We start from the raw sequence: 15,352 nt of genomic DNA on the forward strand, positions 1-15,352 counted from the left end.
TTCCGAATTCTGCGGGCTCCCCCCAAAGACCTCGGTAAGTTCGAGCCGCAGCGCCGCTACGCGACCCTGGCCGCCGTGGTGCTGGAGAGCACCGCGACCGTGATCGATGAGCTGGTCGATCTGCATGACCGCATCCTGGTCAAGCTGTTCAGCGGCGCGAAGCACAAGCATCAGCAGCAGTTCCAGAAGCAGGGCAAGGCGATCAACGACAAGGTGCGCCTGTACTCCAGGATCGGCCAGGCGCTGCTGGAAGCGAAGGAAAGCGGCAGCGACCCCTATGCCGCCATCGAGGCGGTGATTCCCTGGGACGAGTTCACCGAGAGCGTCAGCGAGGCCGAGCTGCTGGCCCGGCCGGAAGGCTTCGACCACCTGCACCTGGTCGGCGAGAACTTCGCCACCCTGCGCCGTTACACGCCGGCCTTGCTGGAGGTGCTGGAACTGCGCGCCGCGCCGGCCGCGCAAGGCGTGCTGGCAGCCGTGCAGACCCTGCGTGAGATGAACGCCGACAACCTGCGCAAGGTGCCGGCCGATGCACCCACGGCCTTCATCAAGCCGCGCTGGAAGCCGCTGGTGATCACCCCGGAAGGCCTCGACCGGAAATTCTACGAAATCTGCGCCCTGTCCGAGCTGAAGAACGCCCTGCGCTCCGGCGACATCTGGGTCAAGGGCTCGCGGCAGTTCCGCGACTTCGACGACTACCTGCTGCCGGCCGAGAAGTTCGCCGCACTCAAGCGCGAGCAGGCCCTGCCCCTGGCGATCAACCCGAACAGCGACCAGTACCTGGAAGAGCGTTTGCAGCTGCTGGACGAGCAGTTGGCCACCGTCACCCGCCTGGCCAAGGACAACGAGCTGCCCGATGCCATCCTCACCGAGTCAGGGCTGAAAATCACCCCGCTGGATGCGGCGGTGCCGGATCGGGCGCAGGCGCTGATCGACCAAACCAGCCAGTTACTGCCGCGCATCAAGATCACCGAACTGCTGATGGACGTGGACGACTGGACGGGCTTCAGCCGCCACTTCACCCACTTGAAGGACGGGGCCGAGGCCAAAGACAGGACGTTGCTGCTGTCCGCAATCCTCGGTGATGCGATCAACCTCGGGCTGACCAAGATGGCCGAGTCGAGCCCCGGCCTGACCTACGCCAAGCTGTCCTGGCTGCAAGCCTGGCACATCCGCGACGAAACCTATTCGGCGGCCTTGGCCGAGCTGGTCAACCACCAGTATCGCCACGCCTTTGCCGCCCACTGGGGCGACGGCACGACCTCATCCTCCGATGGCCAGCGCTTCCGCGCGGGTGGCCGGGGCGAGAGCACCGGGCACGTCAACCCGAAGTACGGTAGCGAGCCGGGACGGCTGTTCTATACCCATATCTCCGACCAGTACGCGCCGTTCAGCACCCGCGTGGTGAATGTCGGCGTCCGCGATTCCACCTATGTGCTCGACGGCCTGCTGTACCACGAGTCCGACCTGCGGATCGAGGAGCACTACACCGACACGGCCGGCTTCACCGATCACGTCTTTGCCCTGATGCACCTGCTAGGCTTCCGCTTCGCGCCGCGCATCCGCGACCTCGGCGAAACCAAGCTGTACGTGCCGCAGGGCGTGCAAGCCTACCCGACGTTGCGCCCGCTGATCGGCGGCACCCTGAACATCAAGCACGTGCGTGCCCACTGGGACGACATCCTGCGCCTGGCCAGCTCGATCAAGCAGGGCACCGTCACCGCCTCGCTGATGCTGCGCAAGCTCGGCAGCTACCCGCGCCAGAACGGACTGGCCGTGGCCCTGCGCGAGCTGGGCCGGATCGAGCGCACGCTGTTCATCCTGGACTGGCTGCAAAGTGTTGAACTGCGCCGCCGCGTGCATGCCGGCCTGAACAAAGGTGAGGCGCGCAACTCGCTGGCCAGGGCGGTGTTCTTCAACCGCCTTGGGGAAATCAGGGATCGGAGCTTCGAGCAGCAGCGCTACCGGGCCAGCGGCCTCAACCTGGTGACGGCGGCTATCGTGCTGTGGAACACGGTGTACCTGGAACGCGCCACCCAGGGGTTGGTCGAGGCCGGCAAGCCGGTGGACGGCGAGCTGCTGCAATTCCTGTCGCCGCTGGGCTGGGAGCACATCAACCTAACCGGCGATTACGTCTGGCGGCAGAGCCGCAGACTGGAAGACGGGAAGTTTCGGCCCTTACGGATGCCCGGAAAACCTTAGCGTACGATTTTTTCCGAATTCTGCGGGCTCCCCTTAATACCCGGAGTTGATATTTGATGATTAATGCGAAATTTCTATCTTTTCCCTCTGTGGCAAACCCTTTTGATGTCAGGGTTGTTGTGTAAAAATTGAGTCTTAAAGTGCCATTTTACGTGGTCTCCCGGCCAGAAATTAAGTTGACCCTATTTAAAACGCCACATATATATCAGCAAATTTTGAATTACTTACATTCACGGCTATTGCACAACTTAATATAACGCTCTATTATTAGCTCAAACGTCACCCCCCAATAATAAGTTTGAGATTACTACAATGAGCGAAGCACTTAAAATTCTGAACAACATCCGTACTCTTCGTGCCCAGGCCAGAGAATGCACCCTGGAAACACTGGAAGAAATGCTGGAGAAATTAGAAGTTGTCGTTAACGAACGTCGTGAAGAAGAAAACGCGGCGGCCGCTGAAGTTGAAGAGCGTACTCGTAAACTGCAGCAATACCGTGAAATGCTGATTGCTGACGGCATCGACCCTAACGAACTGCTGAACAGCATTGCTGCTGTTAAATCTGCAGGTAAAGCGAAACGCGCTGCGCGTCCTGCTAAATACCAGTACGTCGACGAAAACGGTGAAACCAAAACCTGGACTGGCCAGGGCCGTACTCCAGCTGTTATCAAGAAAGCAATGGATGAGCAAGGTAAGAAACTGGAAGACTTCCTGCTGTAATCCTCTCAGTGCTGCTTATTAAGATCCCGCTCCGGCGGGATTTTTTATTTCTGACGCCCCTCAGTTTAATGTCCCGAACTTCCCTCACCTCAGAAAAACAATCATATAACAGCTTACGTTTCTTTATTAATGAACCATCGCCAATATCTTTAGATACAATACCTGTCCTTTAGTACAGTTAATTTCACTCGCTAATCATCAGGTTAAGCCTGAAACTGATTTATCTGATGTGAAGATAATCCTTTTCCGGAGTCGATATACTCCATAAGCGTTATCAACTAAAAATGAGATATTACTATCTGGAGTTGAATCATAGCCTGAGGAAATGGTTTCCTGGCCAAAGATCTCACTCCCCGTGCTTATTAAGCACGGCTTACGTTGCTTTTATCTTCGGCACGGTGAGAAGCCCTCGCCTCGCTTTGGTTCGGCTAAGTATATTCCTGCATCTTTAATCGTGAATATTCGCCCTGGCCATTTAATCAGGTGGCCTGCCGTTATGCCTGCCTCGCGAGCAGGCGGTTAAATAACGAGCACAAGCCTGTATCCTGACGCGGATTATAAGGACTGTTCGATGGCTGTCAGCAAAGCGTACCCGAGACGGGCGAAAATACCGTGTAGAAAAGCTGTGATGAGGATTTAAAAGCTTACGGGTAGTACGAGGAGGGAAACGTGACCGGCAGCGTACAAGCTCTGTGGAAGCGCTGTCGTGCCGGTCGCGTTAAATAACAAAATGCGGACGTTATTTAGACAACATTAATAGAGGCACCGCGACCGATGGCGTAATAAACAAAACCACGCTTATTCAGTCTTTCTGGATCATAAAGATTACGGCCATCAAAGATAACCGGCTGCTTCAGGGATTTCTTCATCAGATCGAAATCCGGTGCCTTAAAGCTCTGCCATTCGGTACAAACCACTAACGCATCAGCGCCCTGCAAGGCCGCCTCTTTGGTTCCCATCAGTCTTAAATCGCTGCGGTGGCCATAAATACGCTGGGTTTCATCCATGGCTTCAGGATCGTAAGCCTGCACCTGTGCACCGCGTTCCCAAAGCGCCTCGATCAGCACCCGGCTGGAAGCTTCCCGCATGTCGTCGGTATTCGGCTTGAAGGACAGCCCCCAAAGCGCAAAGGTTTTGCCTTTTAGATCCTGCCCGAAATGGCGAATCACAAACTCAGGCAACTTTTGCTTCTGGGCATAGTTAACTTCTTCAACCGCCTGCAGGATCTTAGGCGTGTAGCCAATCTGCTCCGCGGTGCGAATCAGCGCCTGAACATCTTTCGGGAAGCATGAACCGCCGTAGCCACAGCCAGGATAAATGAAGCTATAACCAATCCGAGAGTCAGAGCCGATACCCATCCGCACTTTCTCAACGTCAGCCCCCAGGCGTTCGGCCAAGTTCGCAATTTCGTTCATAAAGCTGATTTTGGTCGCCAGCATGCAGTTAGCCGCGTACTTGGTCAGCTCGGCGCTGCGGATATCCATCAAAATCATACGATCGTGATTGCGGTTAAACGGCTCGTACAGTTCACGAAGCAGGTCAATAACCTCTTCATTATCCGTACCGATGACGATGCGCTCAGGACGCATACAGTCGGCAACCGCAGCCCCTTCTTTCAGAAACTCAGGGTTAGAAACCACATCAAAATTGATTTCCAGTCCGCGAGATTTCAGCGTTTCTTCCATCACCGCACGCACTTTGTCTGCCGTACCAACAGGAACCGTCGATTTGTCGATGACAACTTTATGTGAATCCATGTATTGCGCGATGGTGCGTGCAACGGCGGTCACATATTTGAGGTCAGCGGAACCGTCTTCATCCGGCGGAGTCCCCACGGCGATATAGTGCATTTCACCATGGTTGACGCCCTCTTCAGCATTGGTGCTGAACTGCAGGCGCCCTTCTTCATAATTCTTCTTCACCAACGGCGCAAGGCCTGGCTCAAAGATAGGGATTTCGCCTTTTTTAAGGTTTTCCACTTTCTTTGCGTCTACGTCGATACACATGACATCGTGCCCAACATCGGCGAGCACGGCTGCCTGGACTAAGCCAACGTAGCCAATACCAAATACGGTAACTTTCATCTTACCATCCTGCGTTGAATTAACTTATTTCTTCGCGCCTACGGTGGCTTCAAGCCAGGTTTTAAAGTCCGCACCCAGCGTGTTATGACGAATACCGTACTCAACAAACGCCTGCATATAACCCAGTTTGTTGCCGCAGTCGTGGCTCACGCCTTTCATGTGGTAAGCTTCAACGGTCTCTTTTTCCATCAGCATGGCGATAGAGTCGGTGAGCTGAATTTCATCCCCGGCGCCTGGAGGGGTTTTCGCCAGCAGCGGCCAGATATCGGCGCTCAGGACATAACGCCCCACAACGGCCAGGTTTGACGGCGCGACGTCTGCTTTAGGTTTCTCAACAATACCGACCATCGGCACGCTGTCGCCTGCAGAGAGTGCCACACCTTTACAGTCAACCACGCCATAAGCGGTCACATCCGCAACAGGTTCAACCATGATTTGGCTGTTGCCGGTCGCATCAAAGCGACGGATCATTTCGGCCAGGTTATCCTGAGAAAGGTCGGACTCGAACTCATCCAGAATTACGTCCGGCAGGATCACCGCTACCGGCTCATCACCGACGACAGGATGCGCGCACATCACGGCGTGGCCCAGGCCTTTCGCCAGCCCCTGACGCACCTGCATGATGGTGACGTGCGGCGGGCAAATAGACTGAACTTCTTCCAGAAGCTGACGCTTAACACGTTTCTCAAGCATGGCTTCCAGTTCAAAACTGGTATCGAAGTGGTTCTCGATGGAGTTCTTAGAAGAGTGGGTAACCAGTACAATCTCAGTGATACCGGCAGCGATACACTCATTAACGACATACTGAATCAGCGGTTTATCAACCAGCGGCAGCATCTCTTTTGGAATTGCCTTTGTTGCCGGCAACATACGCGTTCCCAACCCCGCAACCGGGATAACAGCTTTTCTTACTTTAGAATTAATGGCAGCCATTGAAAAAACCTCCAGGACTGTTCAAGTTTCACACTTGTCGTCAATTTAAAAACGCGGTTGAGTATATCAGCTTAAAAACAAAAACCGCCCCCCGTTTACTCCGGCAGCGGCTAATTTAAGACAAATACGATTAGGTTGGTCGCGATATTACCACCGCCCGGGTTCCAGGAAAAAAGCTAAATGTAATCAGTTGTTCCGTTGTTTATTCTGCAGACAGCATCAGCCGTAAACGCCCGCCTGAACCCCACACCTGACATTGCCAGGCTTCGCACCGCTGGCTGATTTGATTGAGGTAAGCGTTGCCCAGCGTGCCCAGCGGCACCCCGTTGCTGACCTGAATTTGATGCTCTCCGGTATTTAATGTTGCATTAAGCCCGGCTGAGACCAGAATGAGGTTTTTTAATCCGCTGTGATAATAACCAACAATGAGCGGGAATTGTCCGTTCAGGTTTGCCTGACGCAATAGCTGATTGACCTGTTTAAGTAAATTACCCAGTTCGGGTAAACGCTGCCCTTGATGCGAAAGTTGTTCCTGTAATAATCCGTTGAATAATGCTCTGAGCAACAGCGCCGCTAATACACCGTTATCGCCGGCGCGGGTAACATCGAGGCAATAAAAAGCCAGGTCATTATCTGAAAGCGGTGCAATATCGAGCACCAGCCCGGGTTGATCGACAGAAATTAACTGGCGATAATTTATTCGACAGCGCGACATTACCTGCTGGACCGGCGGCTGTAGCTCTTGCAGCAGCTTTGAGGCCGCCTGAGGATCTCGCGCCAGCGCATCCCAGTCCTGAAACAGTCGCTCTTCCTCTTCAACCCTGGAATTAAACATCGCGGGATAGAGGCAGGACAGCACGGTTTCTTTTAATCGATTAAGATCTTTAATGGGTTTTAGCAAGACGTCCTGCACGCCAAGCCGTAAGGCCTGGGCTATATCGGACATATTTTCAGTCCCGGAAATAACCAGAATGGGCGTTTGGTTACCTTCATTACGGATGTGTTCTACCAGCTCAAGTCCGTTCATTCTCGGCATCGCCAGATCGCAAATCAGCAAGTCCGGTGTAAATTGCCCCAGCTTCTCAAGCGCATCCATCCCATCCCAGGCAAGCAGCGTGCCAGCTCCCAGCGACGTCAGATAACTGTCCAGCAGAGAGCGGAAAACGGGCTCGTCTTCAACAATGAGGATCTGTTTTCCTTCCAGCGGGTAACTCATGCGCTTTCCTCTGCCTGGCAATATTTCAATAGTGGCACGGTATCGCAACGAGCGCCTGTCAGAAACGGTTTAAGTATTGACCTAACCATGAGTACGAACCAACGGCAGTAACTCATCCATTTTTTTCTCAACCGCCAGACTCCCCGCCGCAATAGCTTCGGACGCGCGGTGAAAGTCGAGCGTGGAAATTTGTGGGCAAAACGGCTGCAGAAGAATATCCGGGGGATCCCCCGCCATACGGTTGCGCTTGAGGCGGTTCTCAAGCACCTGAATCGAGGTGGTCATGATCTCCATCGCGGTCGGCGTGACGTTCGCCCGGCGGTGGGTCATTTTCCCCAAACGCTCCCGCAAACGACTACGCCAGGACGCAGGCTGTGCCAGCCCATCATCCCCGGCGGGCGTCATATTTACCGACAGCAGATCTTGCTGCATCAGATGTGCATCGTGCTGCAAATCCACGGCAATCACAATATCCGCCCCCAGCGCGCGGGTGAGCGAAATGGGCACCGGATTAACAATAGCGCCGTCCACCAGCCAGTAACCATTGTGTGCAACAGGCGACAGCAGTCCCGGCATACTGCAGGAAGCGCGAATAGCCTGATGCAGGTCACCGTCGGTAAACCACAGCTCTCTGCCGGTACTCAGGTTGGTAGCCACGGCACCAAATCTCATGCCACAGCCCTCGATAGCGGTTTCTGGAATAATTTTGCGGACATTGTTAAACACGCGTTCACCGCGAAGCAGCCCGCCGCGACGCCAGGAGAGATCCATGAGGCGCAGAACATCCCAGTAGCTGAAAGACCGCACCCACCGTTCCATCACCGGCAATCGCTGGCTGGCATAGGCGGCACCAACCAACGCGCCGACGGAACACCCTGCCACGATATCAATCTGAATCCCTGCTTTTTTTAACGCATTGATAACGCCAATGTGCGCCCATCCTTTAGCCGCACCCGACCCTAATGCCAGGCCGATCTTTACCTGTCTCATCACGCCTCGGTCAATCTTCCCCGGTAATCACTCCGTGACGCCAACGCCACCGCTCAGTTAACATAAGTGCTGCCGTCGTATTATTGGCGTCGTTTATTTTTTCCTGGAGATATTATGTTGCAACTTTGTCCCTGTGGCAGCGGTTTGGAGTATAGCTTATGTTGCCAGCCTTACCTAAGCGCAGCCCAGCATCCGCAACGCCCGTCACAGCTTATGCGCTCTCGTTACACCGCTTTTGTGAAGCAGGATGCCGATTATCTTGTTTCCAGCTGGCATGAGCGCTGCCGTCGCCCGTCTTTAAAATCAGAAATATCCAGCGCCTTCGGTGACACGGAATGGCTTGGCCTGACAATATATGAAGAGGCCGAAGGCAAAGATGCAAACGAAGGATTTGTCAGCTTTGTTGCCCGTTTTCAGGAAAACGGCAAGCAAAGCGCGATAATCGAACGTTCCCGTTTCGTCAGGGAAAGCGGTCAATGGTACTATATCGACGGCATCCGCCCGCAGTTCGGTCGTAACGACCCCTGCCCTTGCGGTTCCGGGAAAAAATATAAAAAATGCTGCGGATGATAGCCTTCACCGCATAACAGCATTATTGTTTCGCAAACACCGTTCAACAGGATTTATCTCTTCATGCAGGCACTACAACGTAAAGTTCTCCGCACAATCTGCCCCGATCAAAAGGGTCTTATCGCGCGAATCACTAACATTTGCTACAAACACGAACTCAATATTGTTCAGAACAACGAATTTGTCGATCATCGTACCGGCCGCTTTTTTATGCGCACCGAGCTGGAAGGCATTTTTAACGACACCACCCTGATGGCCGATCTGGACAGCGCGCTGCCGGAAGGCTCAATTCGCGAGCTGACGCCTGCCGGTCGCCGCCGCATTGTCATTCTGGTCACCAAAGAAGCCCACTGTCTGGGCGACTTGCTGATGAAATCTACCTATGGCGGTCTGGACGTAGAAATTGCGGCCGTCATCGGCAATCACGAAACCCTGCGTACCTTAGTGGAGCGTTTTGATATTCCGTTCCAGTTAGTCAGTCACGAAGGTATGACGCGAGAAGAGCACGACATGCAAATGGCCGATGCCATTGACGCGCATAAACCAGATTACGTCGTGCTGGCAAAATACATGCGCGTCTTGACGCCCGAGTTTGTCGCCCGATTCCCGAACCAGATAATCAATATCCACCACTCGTTCCTGCCGGCGTTTATCGGCGCACGTCCGTATCATCAGGCGTACGAGCGCGGTGTGAAGATTATCGGCGCTACCGCGCATTACGTTAATGATAATCTGGATGAAGGCCCAATCATCATGCAGGACGTGATTCACGTCGATCACACCTACACCGCCGATGACATGATGCGTGCCGGGCGTGACGTAGAGAAAAATGTACTAAGCCGCGCCCTCTACGAAGTGCTGGCCCAGCGCGTCTTCGTCTACGGCAACCGCACGATTATTCTTTAATCACCCGGAAAATGAATTGGTTAGCTTTACGGCGCTCAGCGTAAAAAAGCGGCAAACGATTCATTTTCCCAAAGTGAATGCTTTACAGCGGCGCTTCATTTGATATGATGCGCCCCGCTTCCACAGCGAAGCAGGCCAGTAACAAGCATTACCCCGTGGTGGGGTTCCCGAGCGGCCAAAGGGAGCAGACTGTAAATCTGCCGTCATCGACTTCGAAGGTTCGAATCCTTCCCCCACCACCATTATTCACCGCAGCGATGTGGTAATACCGATGAGATGAAGCAATGTTTTCACTTATTTGGAAGGGTGAAAAGTGAAGCGACGAATAATCCTTCCCCCAGCACCATCTCAAAATTTAAAGCACTACCCCTGGCGGGGTTCCCGAGCGGCCAAAGGGAGCAGACTGTAAATCTGCCGTCATCGACTTCGAAGGTTCGAATCCTTCCCCCGCCACCATCTTCCAGAAAACATCCCAACTTCAAAACTCACACAATCTTCCAGATCCCTATTGGGGAAGGACGAGAAGCTTCGATTAAGGTTCGACTCGAGCAATAGCGAGAGCCCGCTGCCGCTGGCAGCGACCCGAAGGGTGAGGAGTGAAGCGACGAATAATCCTTCCCCCGCCACCATCTTCCAGAAAACATCCCAACTTCAAAACTCGCACAATCTTCCAGATCCCTATTGGGGAAGGACGAGAAGCTTCGATTAAGGTTCGACTCGAGCAATAGCGAGAGCCCGCTGCCGCTGGCAGCGACCCGAAGGGTGAGGAGCGAAGCGACGAATAATCCTTCCCCCGCCACCATCTTCCAGAACACATCCAAACCTAAAAAATTGCGCACTCTGCCAGATTCCCGTTGGGGAAGGGCGAGAAGCTTCGACTAAGGTTCGACTCGAGCAATAGCGAGAGCGCGCTGCCGCTGGCAGCGACCCGAAGGGTGAGGAGTGAAGCGACGAATAATCCTTCCCCCGCCACCATCTTCCAGAACACATCCAAACCTAAAAAATTGCGCACTCTGCCAGATTCCCGTTGGGGAAGGACGAGAAGCTTCGACTAAGGTTCGACTCACGCCAGTGAGAATGCACTTGTGCGGTCATCCTTCCCCCGCATCACCTCAACCACTTTATCCGCCACTCTTTCAGCCACGCCCGAAACTGCGTTATGCTATTTCCGTATTCATTCAGAGGAAATAAGATGCCTGATATACACACCTTCAATCGCTGCATGACCCCTTTCTGGCGTCAGCATCAGGCCGAGCTGTACCATTTCCTGTTAGCCAAAACCGCCGATCCGGATAAAGCCGCAGACCTGCTGCAGGAACTGTTTTTAAAGGCCCGGGATAATGCCGGAACATTCTGCGAAATGGATTATCCGTTAGCCTGGCTCTATCGCGCAGCGAGAAACCTGCTGATTGATGAGCATCGTCTGGGAAAAACATTCGTTGAAGTCCCTGAGTCACTGATTCATGAGCCCTCTCTGGCCGAGCCCGTTTCCTCCCTGGCGCAATGCCTGCCGGAAACGCTCCAGTCCCTTCCCGCCGGTGAAGCCTGGCTTATTGAGCAATGCGATATTTATCGCCGCCCGCAGCAGGACGTTGCCGACGAACTCAAACTGACGCTGAGCGCCCTAAAATCCAGGCTGCTGCGCGCCAGATCAAGCCTGAAGCAAAAACTAATTGAGCTGTGTGACATTGAAGCGGATGAACACTCCCCCGTCTGCTGCCATAAAAAAATGCATTAATTTTCGCATCTTTTTCTTTCCTCGTTCGTTTACCTCAATACCACACTTTGTGGCTTACTTTTGAGGCAAACAACATGGCCAGAATTGAAATTTATGAGGCAGCCGGCTGCTGCGCGACGAGCAGCATAAACGTCCAGCAAACCGATCTGCAGTGGAGCGCCGACCTCGACTGGGCGAAGCAAAACGGTATCGCTCTCCAGCGGTACAATCTGGCTAAAAATCCCGCCAGCTTTATCAATAACCCCACGGTGAAGCATCTCCTGAATGAGTCAGGCTCCAGCGTGCTGCCGGTTGTACTGGTCGATGGGTCATTAGCCCTGGCCGGTAAGCGCCCGGACCGCGTGGATCTGGCCCGCTGGGCAAACATCCCCTTCACCCAGGACTGGGAACAACACAGCGCTGAACCCGGCTGCTGCACCATCCCCCGTCTGCCTTAATTCATCTCAGGAGCAAATCATGGAAATGTCTTTCTTAACTGACATCCCTCAGTTTATTTTCTTCACTGGCAAAGGCGGCGTGGGCAAAACCTCTCTGGCCTGCGCGACGGCTGTCCGGCTGGCCGACAGCGGGAAACGTACGCTGCTGGTGAGCACCGACCCGGCGTCTAACGTTGGGCAGGTATTCAATCAGCAGATCGGACATCGAATCGTGGCCGTGGAGCAAGTACCGGGCCTGGATGCGATGGAAGTCGACCCGCTCGCCGCCGCACAGGCTTACCGTGACAGGGTTCTTAACCCGGTGCGGGATCACATGCCGGCGGACGTAGTGAGCAGCATAGAGGAGCAGCTTTCCGGCTCCTGCACGACCGAAATAGCCGCCTTTGACGAGTTCACTGCGCTGTTGACCAGCGAAGCATTACGCGAGAAATATCAGCATATTGTGTTCGACACCGCCCCCACCGGCCACACTATCCGCATGCTTGAACTGCCGGGCGCATGGAGCAATTATCTGGACGCGAATCCAGACGCCACCGCTAATCTTGGCCCGCTGGTCGGGCTGGAAAAACAGCAACATCAATATGCGAATGCCGTCGCCGCCCTGGCGGATGAAAACCTGACTCGGCTGGTGCTGGTCGCCCGCGCGCAAACTTCCACGCTGAAAGAGGTTTCGCACACCCACGATGAACTTTCTCACCTGGGTTTGAAGCACCAGCACCTCGCCATTAACGGTGTACTCACGCCACAGCAGGATGAGCACGATCCGCTGGCGCAAAGTATTTTGGCCCGGGAAGAAAGAGCGCTAGCGGCCATGCCTGAAAATCTGCTGCAGCTCCCGCAAACCCGGCTACCGCTAAAATCATTCAACCTGGTGGGCGTTAATGCCCTGAGAGCGCTCCTTAATCCCGTTGATGAACATCCCTCGCACACAGATATCCCAGTACAGGCAACTGCGCCAGCGTTGCCTCCACTTTCCACTCTGGTGGAAACATTAAGTCTCGCGGGGAAAGGGCTGGTGATGACGATGGGCAAAGGCGGCGTAGGGAAAACCACGCTTGCTGCCTCGCTGGCCGTCGCGTTGGCCAGTCGTGGGCATAACGTTCATCTGACAACGTCCGACCCGGCGGCGCATCTCTCCTACACCTTTGCCGATGCCATGCCCGGCCTGACGGTGAGCCGAATCGATCCCAAAGCAGAAACCGAGCGCTACCGCCGCTTTGTGATGGACAATCAGGGCAAAGATCTTGATGACGCCGGGCGAGCCGTGCTGGAAGAGGATCTACGCTCCCCTTGTACTGAGGAAATTGCGGTGTTCCAGGCGTTCTCCCGCATCATCAAAGAGGCGGATGACCATTTTGTGATTATGGACACCGCTCCCACCGGACACACGCTGTTATTACTGGATGCCTCAGGCAACTACCACAAAGAGATGGTGCGCCAGATGGGCAATACTGAAGAGCGTTATCTCACACCGATGATGCAGCTGCAGGACCCGGAGCAAACCAAAGTGATTATCGTCACGCTGGCGGAAACAACCCCGATGCTGGAGGCGGTTAACCTGCAAAGCGATCTGCGACGGGCCTCGATTGAGCCCTGGGCGTGGATAATTAACAACAGCATCGCAGCCGCGCAGCCCTCGTCTCCGCTGCTGAAGGCCAGGGCCAGCAGAGAAATACCGATTATTCAGGAGATTCAGAGCGTACACGCCAGACGCATAGCCCTCATACCGCTTCAGCCTGAAGAACCGGTGGGCATCGAACGGCTGATGAAACTGAACGGGAGAAACTAAACCTTAAAAAAGCGGACTCAGGCAGCCTGAGTCCGTAGAAGTTACATCACGGCATTTATCACAAAGAAACCGACCGCGGTCATTAACAGTGAACCCAGCACGTGGGCGAAAACAGACGCCATCGCCCAGGCATAATTCCCCCCCTGCAGCAGCGAAAACAGCTCAACAGAGAACGTTGAAAAAGTACTCATCCCACCGCACAGGCCGGTGGTGATTAGCAGTTTCCACATAGGGTCCAGATGCGGCTGACGCAGAAAGAAAGCCAACGCGCCACCGATAATCAACCCGGCCAACAGGTTGACCGCCAGCGTGCCGAGGGGCAAATGAGGGAAAAGGCCATTCAGACGTAGCGCAAGAAGCCAGCGAATCACACACCCGGCCGAGCCGCCAACAATAACTGCAAACAGTGGTTTAACCATATTTCCCTCAAACGATCTAAACGATACAGTGTTGTTAAATAAGAACTTTGCTTTTAGCTTTTATGAATAAAAGCGCCGCGCCCGGCAAAATGCGCATCGGTGCCTAAGGCCTGTTCAATTCGCATCAGCTGATTATATTTTTCTACCCTTTCACCCCGACAAGGCGCGCCGGTTTTCAGGTGCCCCGCACGCAGGGCAACCGTCATGTCAGCAATAAAGCTGTCCGTCGTTTCACCGCTGCGGTGCGAAATAAACGTTCCCCAGCCGTGCTGCTGGCAAAGTGCCACCGCGTCGAAGGTTTCACTCAGAGTCCCTATTTGGTTCAGCTTGATCAGCGCGGCGTTAGCCAGGTTCTCTTCTATGCCACGTCGGATGTATTTCACGTTAGTCACGAAGAGATCGTCCCCCACCAGCTCGACCCTGTTGCCCAATTTTTGGTTCAGGTGCTTCCAGCCTGCCCAGTCATCCTCGGCCAGCCCATCTTCAAGTAGCACAATAGGAAACTGACTCAGCAGCTCGGCATAATAGCTCGTCATCTCTTCGGCGCTAAGCGTGCTTTTTTCCGTTCTTAGGTGGTATTTACCCTCGGTATAGAATTCGCTGGAAGCGGGATCGATACAGATGCTGATATCTTCCCCAGGCCGGTAGCCCGCTTTCTCAATCGCCTGCACGATAAACTGCAAAGGTTGTTTATTAGAGGACACCGCCGGGGCAAATCCACCTTCGTCACCCACGGCTGCAGAAAGATTGTTATCCAGCAGGATCTGGCGAAGCGCCTGGTAGACTTCGCTCCCCTGGCGCACGGCTTCGGTCAGGCTGGCCGCACCATGCGGCGCAATCATAAACTCCTGAAAATCCGCTCCCTGCCCACGGGCATGCACCCCACCGTTAACAATATTCATGCAGGGAACCGGCAGCAGGTTCGCCCTCAGCCCGCCGAGATAGCGAAACAGCGGCTGGCCGCTAACCTGAGCAGCAAGCCGTGCGACGGCCAAAGAAACACCGAGAATGGCGTTGGCTCCGAGACGCGCCTTATTTTCCGTGCCGTCCAGCACCAACAGAATGTCATCCACCTCTCGCTGTTCGCGAGCATCAACGCCCACAAGCGCCTGATGAATCTCGGTGTTGACCGAATGCACCGCATTCTGCACACCCTTGCCGTTGAAGCGCTGTTTATCGCCATCCCGCCGCTCAATGGCTTCCCTTGAGCCGGTGCTGGCACCGGACGGAACAGACGCCCGCGCCATTACGCCCTCTGCGGTATAAGCATCAACTTCAACGGTTGGGTTGCCACGAGAATCCAAAATTTCACGAGCAACAATTTTATCCAGCGTAAAATTCATGGTGA

At 54.4% G+C, this 15,352-nt stretch carries 12 protein-coding genes, 2 tRNA genes and 1 pseudogene; 9 read left to right on the forward strand and 6 right to left on the reverse strand.

Annotated elements, in window-relative coordinates; translation table 11 throughout:
• Positions 1-21: 21 nt before the first annotated feature.
• Both VW41_12470 and VW41_12475 read left to right on the forward strand, forming a co-directional pair.
• A pseudogene (locus VW41_12470) lies at positions 22-2,202 on the forward strand (transposase).
• A gap of 312 nt (positions 2,203-2,514) precedes the next feature.
• A complete protein-coding gene (locus VW41_12475) occupies positions 2,515-2,922 on the forward strand; it encodes a transcriptional regulator (protein ID AJZ89787.1) in 408 nt (135 codons plus the stop codon).
• 743 nt (positions 2,923-3,665) lie between these two features.
• On the opposite strand, the gene VW41_12480 is transcribed toward VW41_12475, so the two are convergent.
• The 4 genes from VW41_12480 to VW41_12495 all read right to left on the reverse strand — a co-directional run bounded on the left by VW41_12480 (position 3,666) and on the right by VW41_12495 (position 8,145).
• A complete protein-coding gene (locus VW41_12480) occupies positions 3,666-5,006 on the reverse strand; it encodes a UDP-glucose 6-dehydrogenase (GenBank protein AJZ89788.1) in 1,341 nt (446 codons plus the stop codon).
• A gap of 24 nt (positions 5,007-5,030) precedes the next feature.
• On the reverse strand, positions 5,031-5,939 hold the full coding sequence (locus VW41_12485) for a UTP--glucose-1-phosphate uridylyltransferase (protein ID AJZ89789.1): 909 nt from the start codon (positions 5,937-5,939) through the stop codon (positions 5,031-5,033).
• A 202-nt stretch (positions 5,940-6,141) separates the two neighbouring features.
• Positions 6,142-7,155, reverse strand: a complete 1,014-nt coding sequence (locus tag VW41_12490) for a response regulator of RpoS (protein ID AJZ89790.1) — start codon at positions 7,153-7,155, stop codon at positions 6,142-6,144.
• A gap of 81 nt (positions 7,156-7,236) precedes the next feature.
• A complete protein-coding gene (locus tag VW41_12495; protein ID AJZ89791.1) occupies positions 7,237-8,145 on the reverse strand; it encodes a hypothetical protein in 909 nt (302 codons plus the stop codon).
• Positions 8,146-8,358: 213 nt separating this feature from the next.
• On the opposite strand from VW41_12495, the gene VW41_12500 reads away from it, so the two are divergent.
• The 7 genes from VW41_12500 (at position 8,359) to VW41_12530 (ending at position 13,585) form a co-directional block, all read left to right on the forward strand.
• Entirely contained in the window at positions 8,359-8,715 is a 357-nt protein-coding gene (locus VW41_12500; protein AJZ89792.1) for an SEC-C domain-containing protein domain-containing protein, read from the forward strand.
• A 63-nt stretch (positions 8,716-8,778) separates the two neighbouring features.
• Complete coding sequence (locus VW41_12505) at positions 8,779-9,621, forward strand: formyltetrahydrofolate deformylase (protein ID AJZ89793.1); 843 nt, start codon at positions 8,779-8,781, stop codon at positions 9,619-9,621.
• 157 nt (positions 9,622-9,778) lie between these two features.
• Positions 9,779-9,863: transfer RNA gene (locus VW41_12510), tRNA-Tyr, on the forward strand.
• Between the two features lie 129 nt (positions 9,864-9,992).
• Positions 9,993-10,077: transfer RNA gene (locus VW41_12515), tRNA-Tyr, on the forward strand.
• Positions 10,078-10,813: 736 nt separating this feature from the next.
• Complete coding sequence (locus tag VW41_12520) at positions 10,814-11,359, forward strand: RNA polymerase sigma 70 (protein AJZ89794.1); 546 nt, start codon at positions 10,814-10,816, stop codon at positions 11,357-11,359.
• A 74-nt stretch (positions 11,360-11,433) separates the two neighbouring features.
• On the forward strand, positions 11,434-11,796 hold the full coding sequence (locus VW41_12525; GenBank protein AJZ89795.1) for an arsenic resistance operon repressor: 363 nt from the start codon (positions 11,434-11,436) through the stop codon (positions 11,794-11,796).
• Between the two features lie 19 nt (positions 11,797-11,815).
• Positions 11,816-13,585 carry an arsenic ABC transporter ATPase gene (locus VW41_12530; protein AJZ89796.1) on the forward strand — a complete coding sequence of 590 codons (1,770 nt, stop codon included), beginning with the start codon at positions 11,816-11,818 and terminating at the stop codon, positions 13,583-13,585.
• Between the two features lie 41 nt (positions 13,586-13,626).
• Here VW41_12530 and VW41_12535 read toward each other — a convergent pair whose 3' ends face one another.
• Together VW41_12535 and VW41_12540 are read right to left on the reverse strand one after the other, a co-directional pair.
• Positions 13,627-14,004, reverse strand: a complete 378-nt coding sequence (locus tag VW41_12535; protein AJZ89797.1) for a camphor resistance protein CrcB — start codon at positions 14,002-14,004, stop codon at positions 13,627-13,629.
• A gap of 53 nt (positions 14,005-14,057) precedes the next feature.
• Complete coding sequence (locus VW41_12540; protein ID AJZ89798.1) at positions 14,058-15,347, reverse strand: enolase; 1,290 nt, start codon at positions 15,345-15,347, stop codon at positions 14,058-14,060.
• Positions 15,348-15,352: the final 5 nt, after the last annotated feature.

This window comes from Klebsiella michiganensis, from assembly GCA_000963575.1.
GTDB classification, from domain to species: Bacteria; Pseudomonadota; Gammaproteobacteria; order Enterobacterales; family Enterobacteriaceae; genus Cedecea; species Cedecea michiganensis_A.

Coding starts and splice junctions, on each gene's coding strand:
- VW41_12475 (AJZ89787.1), top strand. CDS start 2,515: ATGAGCGAAGCACTTAAAATTCTGAACAACATCCGTACTCTTCGTGCC.
- VW41_12480 (AJZ89788.1), bottom strand. CDS start 5,006: ATGAAAGTTACCGTATTTGGTATTGGCTACGTTGGCTTAGTCCAGGCA.
- VW41_12485 (AJZ89789.1), bottom strand. CDS start 5,939: ATGGCTGCCATTAATTCTAAAGTAAGAAAAGCTGTTATCCCGGTTGCG.
- VW41_12490 (AJZ89790.1), bottom strand. CDS start 7,155: ATGAGTTACCCGCTGGAAGGAAAACAGATCCTCATTGTTGAAGACGAG.
- VW41_12495 (AJZ89791.1), bottom strand. CDS start 8,145: ATGAGACAGGTAAAGATCGGCCTGGCATTAGGGTCGGGTGCGGCTAAA.
- VW41_12500 (AJZ89792.1), top strand. CDS start 8,359: ATGCGCTCTCGTTACACCGCTTTTGTGAAGCAGGATGCCGATTATCTT.
- VW41_12505 (AJZ89793.1), top strand. CDS start 8,779: ATGCAGGCACTACAACGTAAAGTTCTCCGCACAATCTGCCCCGATCAA.
- VW41_12520 (AJZ89794.1), top strand. CDS start 10,814: ATGCCTGATATACACACCTTCAATCGCTGCATGACCCCTTTCTGGCGT.
- VW41_12525 (AJZ89795.1), top strand. CDS start 11,434: ATGGCCAGAATTGAAATTTATGAGGCAGCCGGCTGCTGCGCGACGAGC.
- VW41_12530 (AJZ89796.1), top strand. CDS start 11,816: ATGGAAATGTCTTTCTTAACTGACATCCCTCAGTTTATTTTCTTCACT.
- VW41_12535 (AJZ89797.1), bottom strand. CDS start 14,004: ATGGTTAAACCACTGTTTGCAGTTATTGTTGGCGGCTCGGCCGGGTGT.
- VW41_12540 (AJZ89798.1), bottom strand. CDS start 15,347: ATGAATTTTACGCTGGATAAAATTGTTGCTCGTGAAATTTTGGATTCT.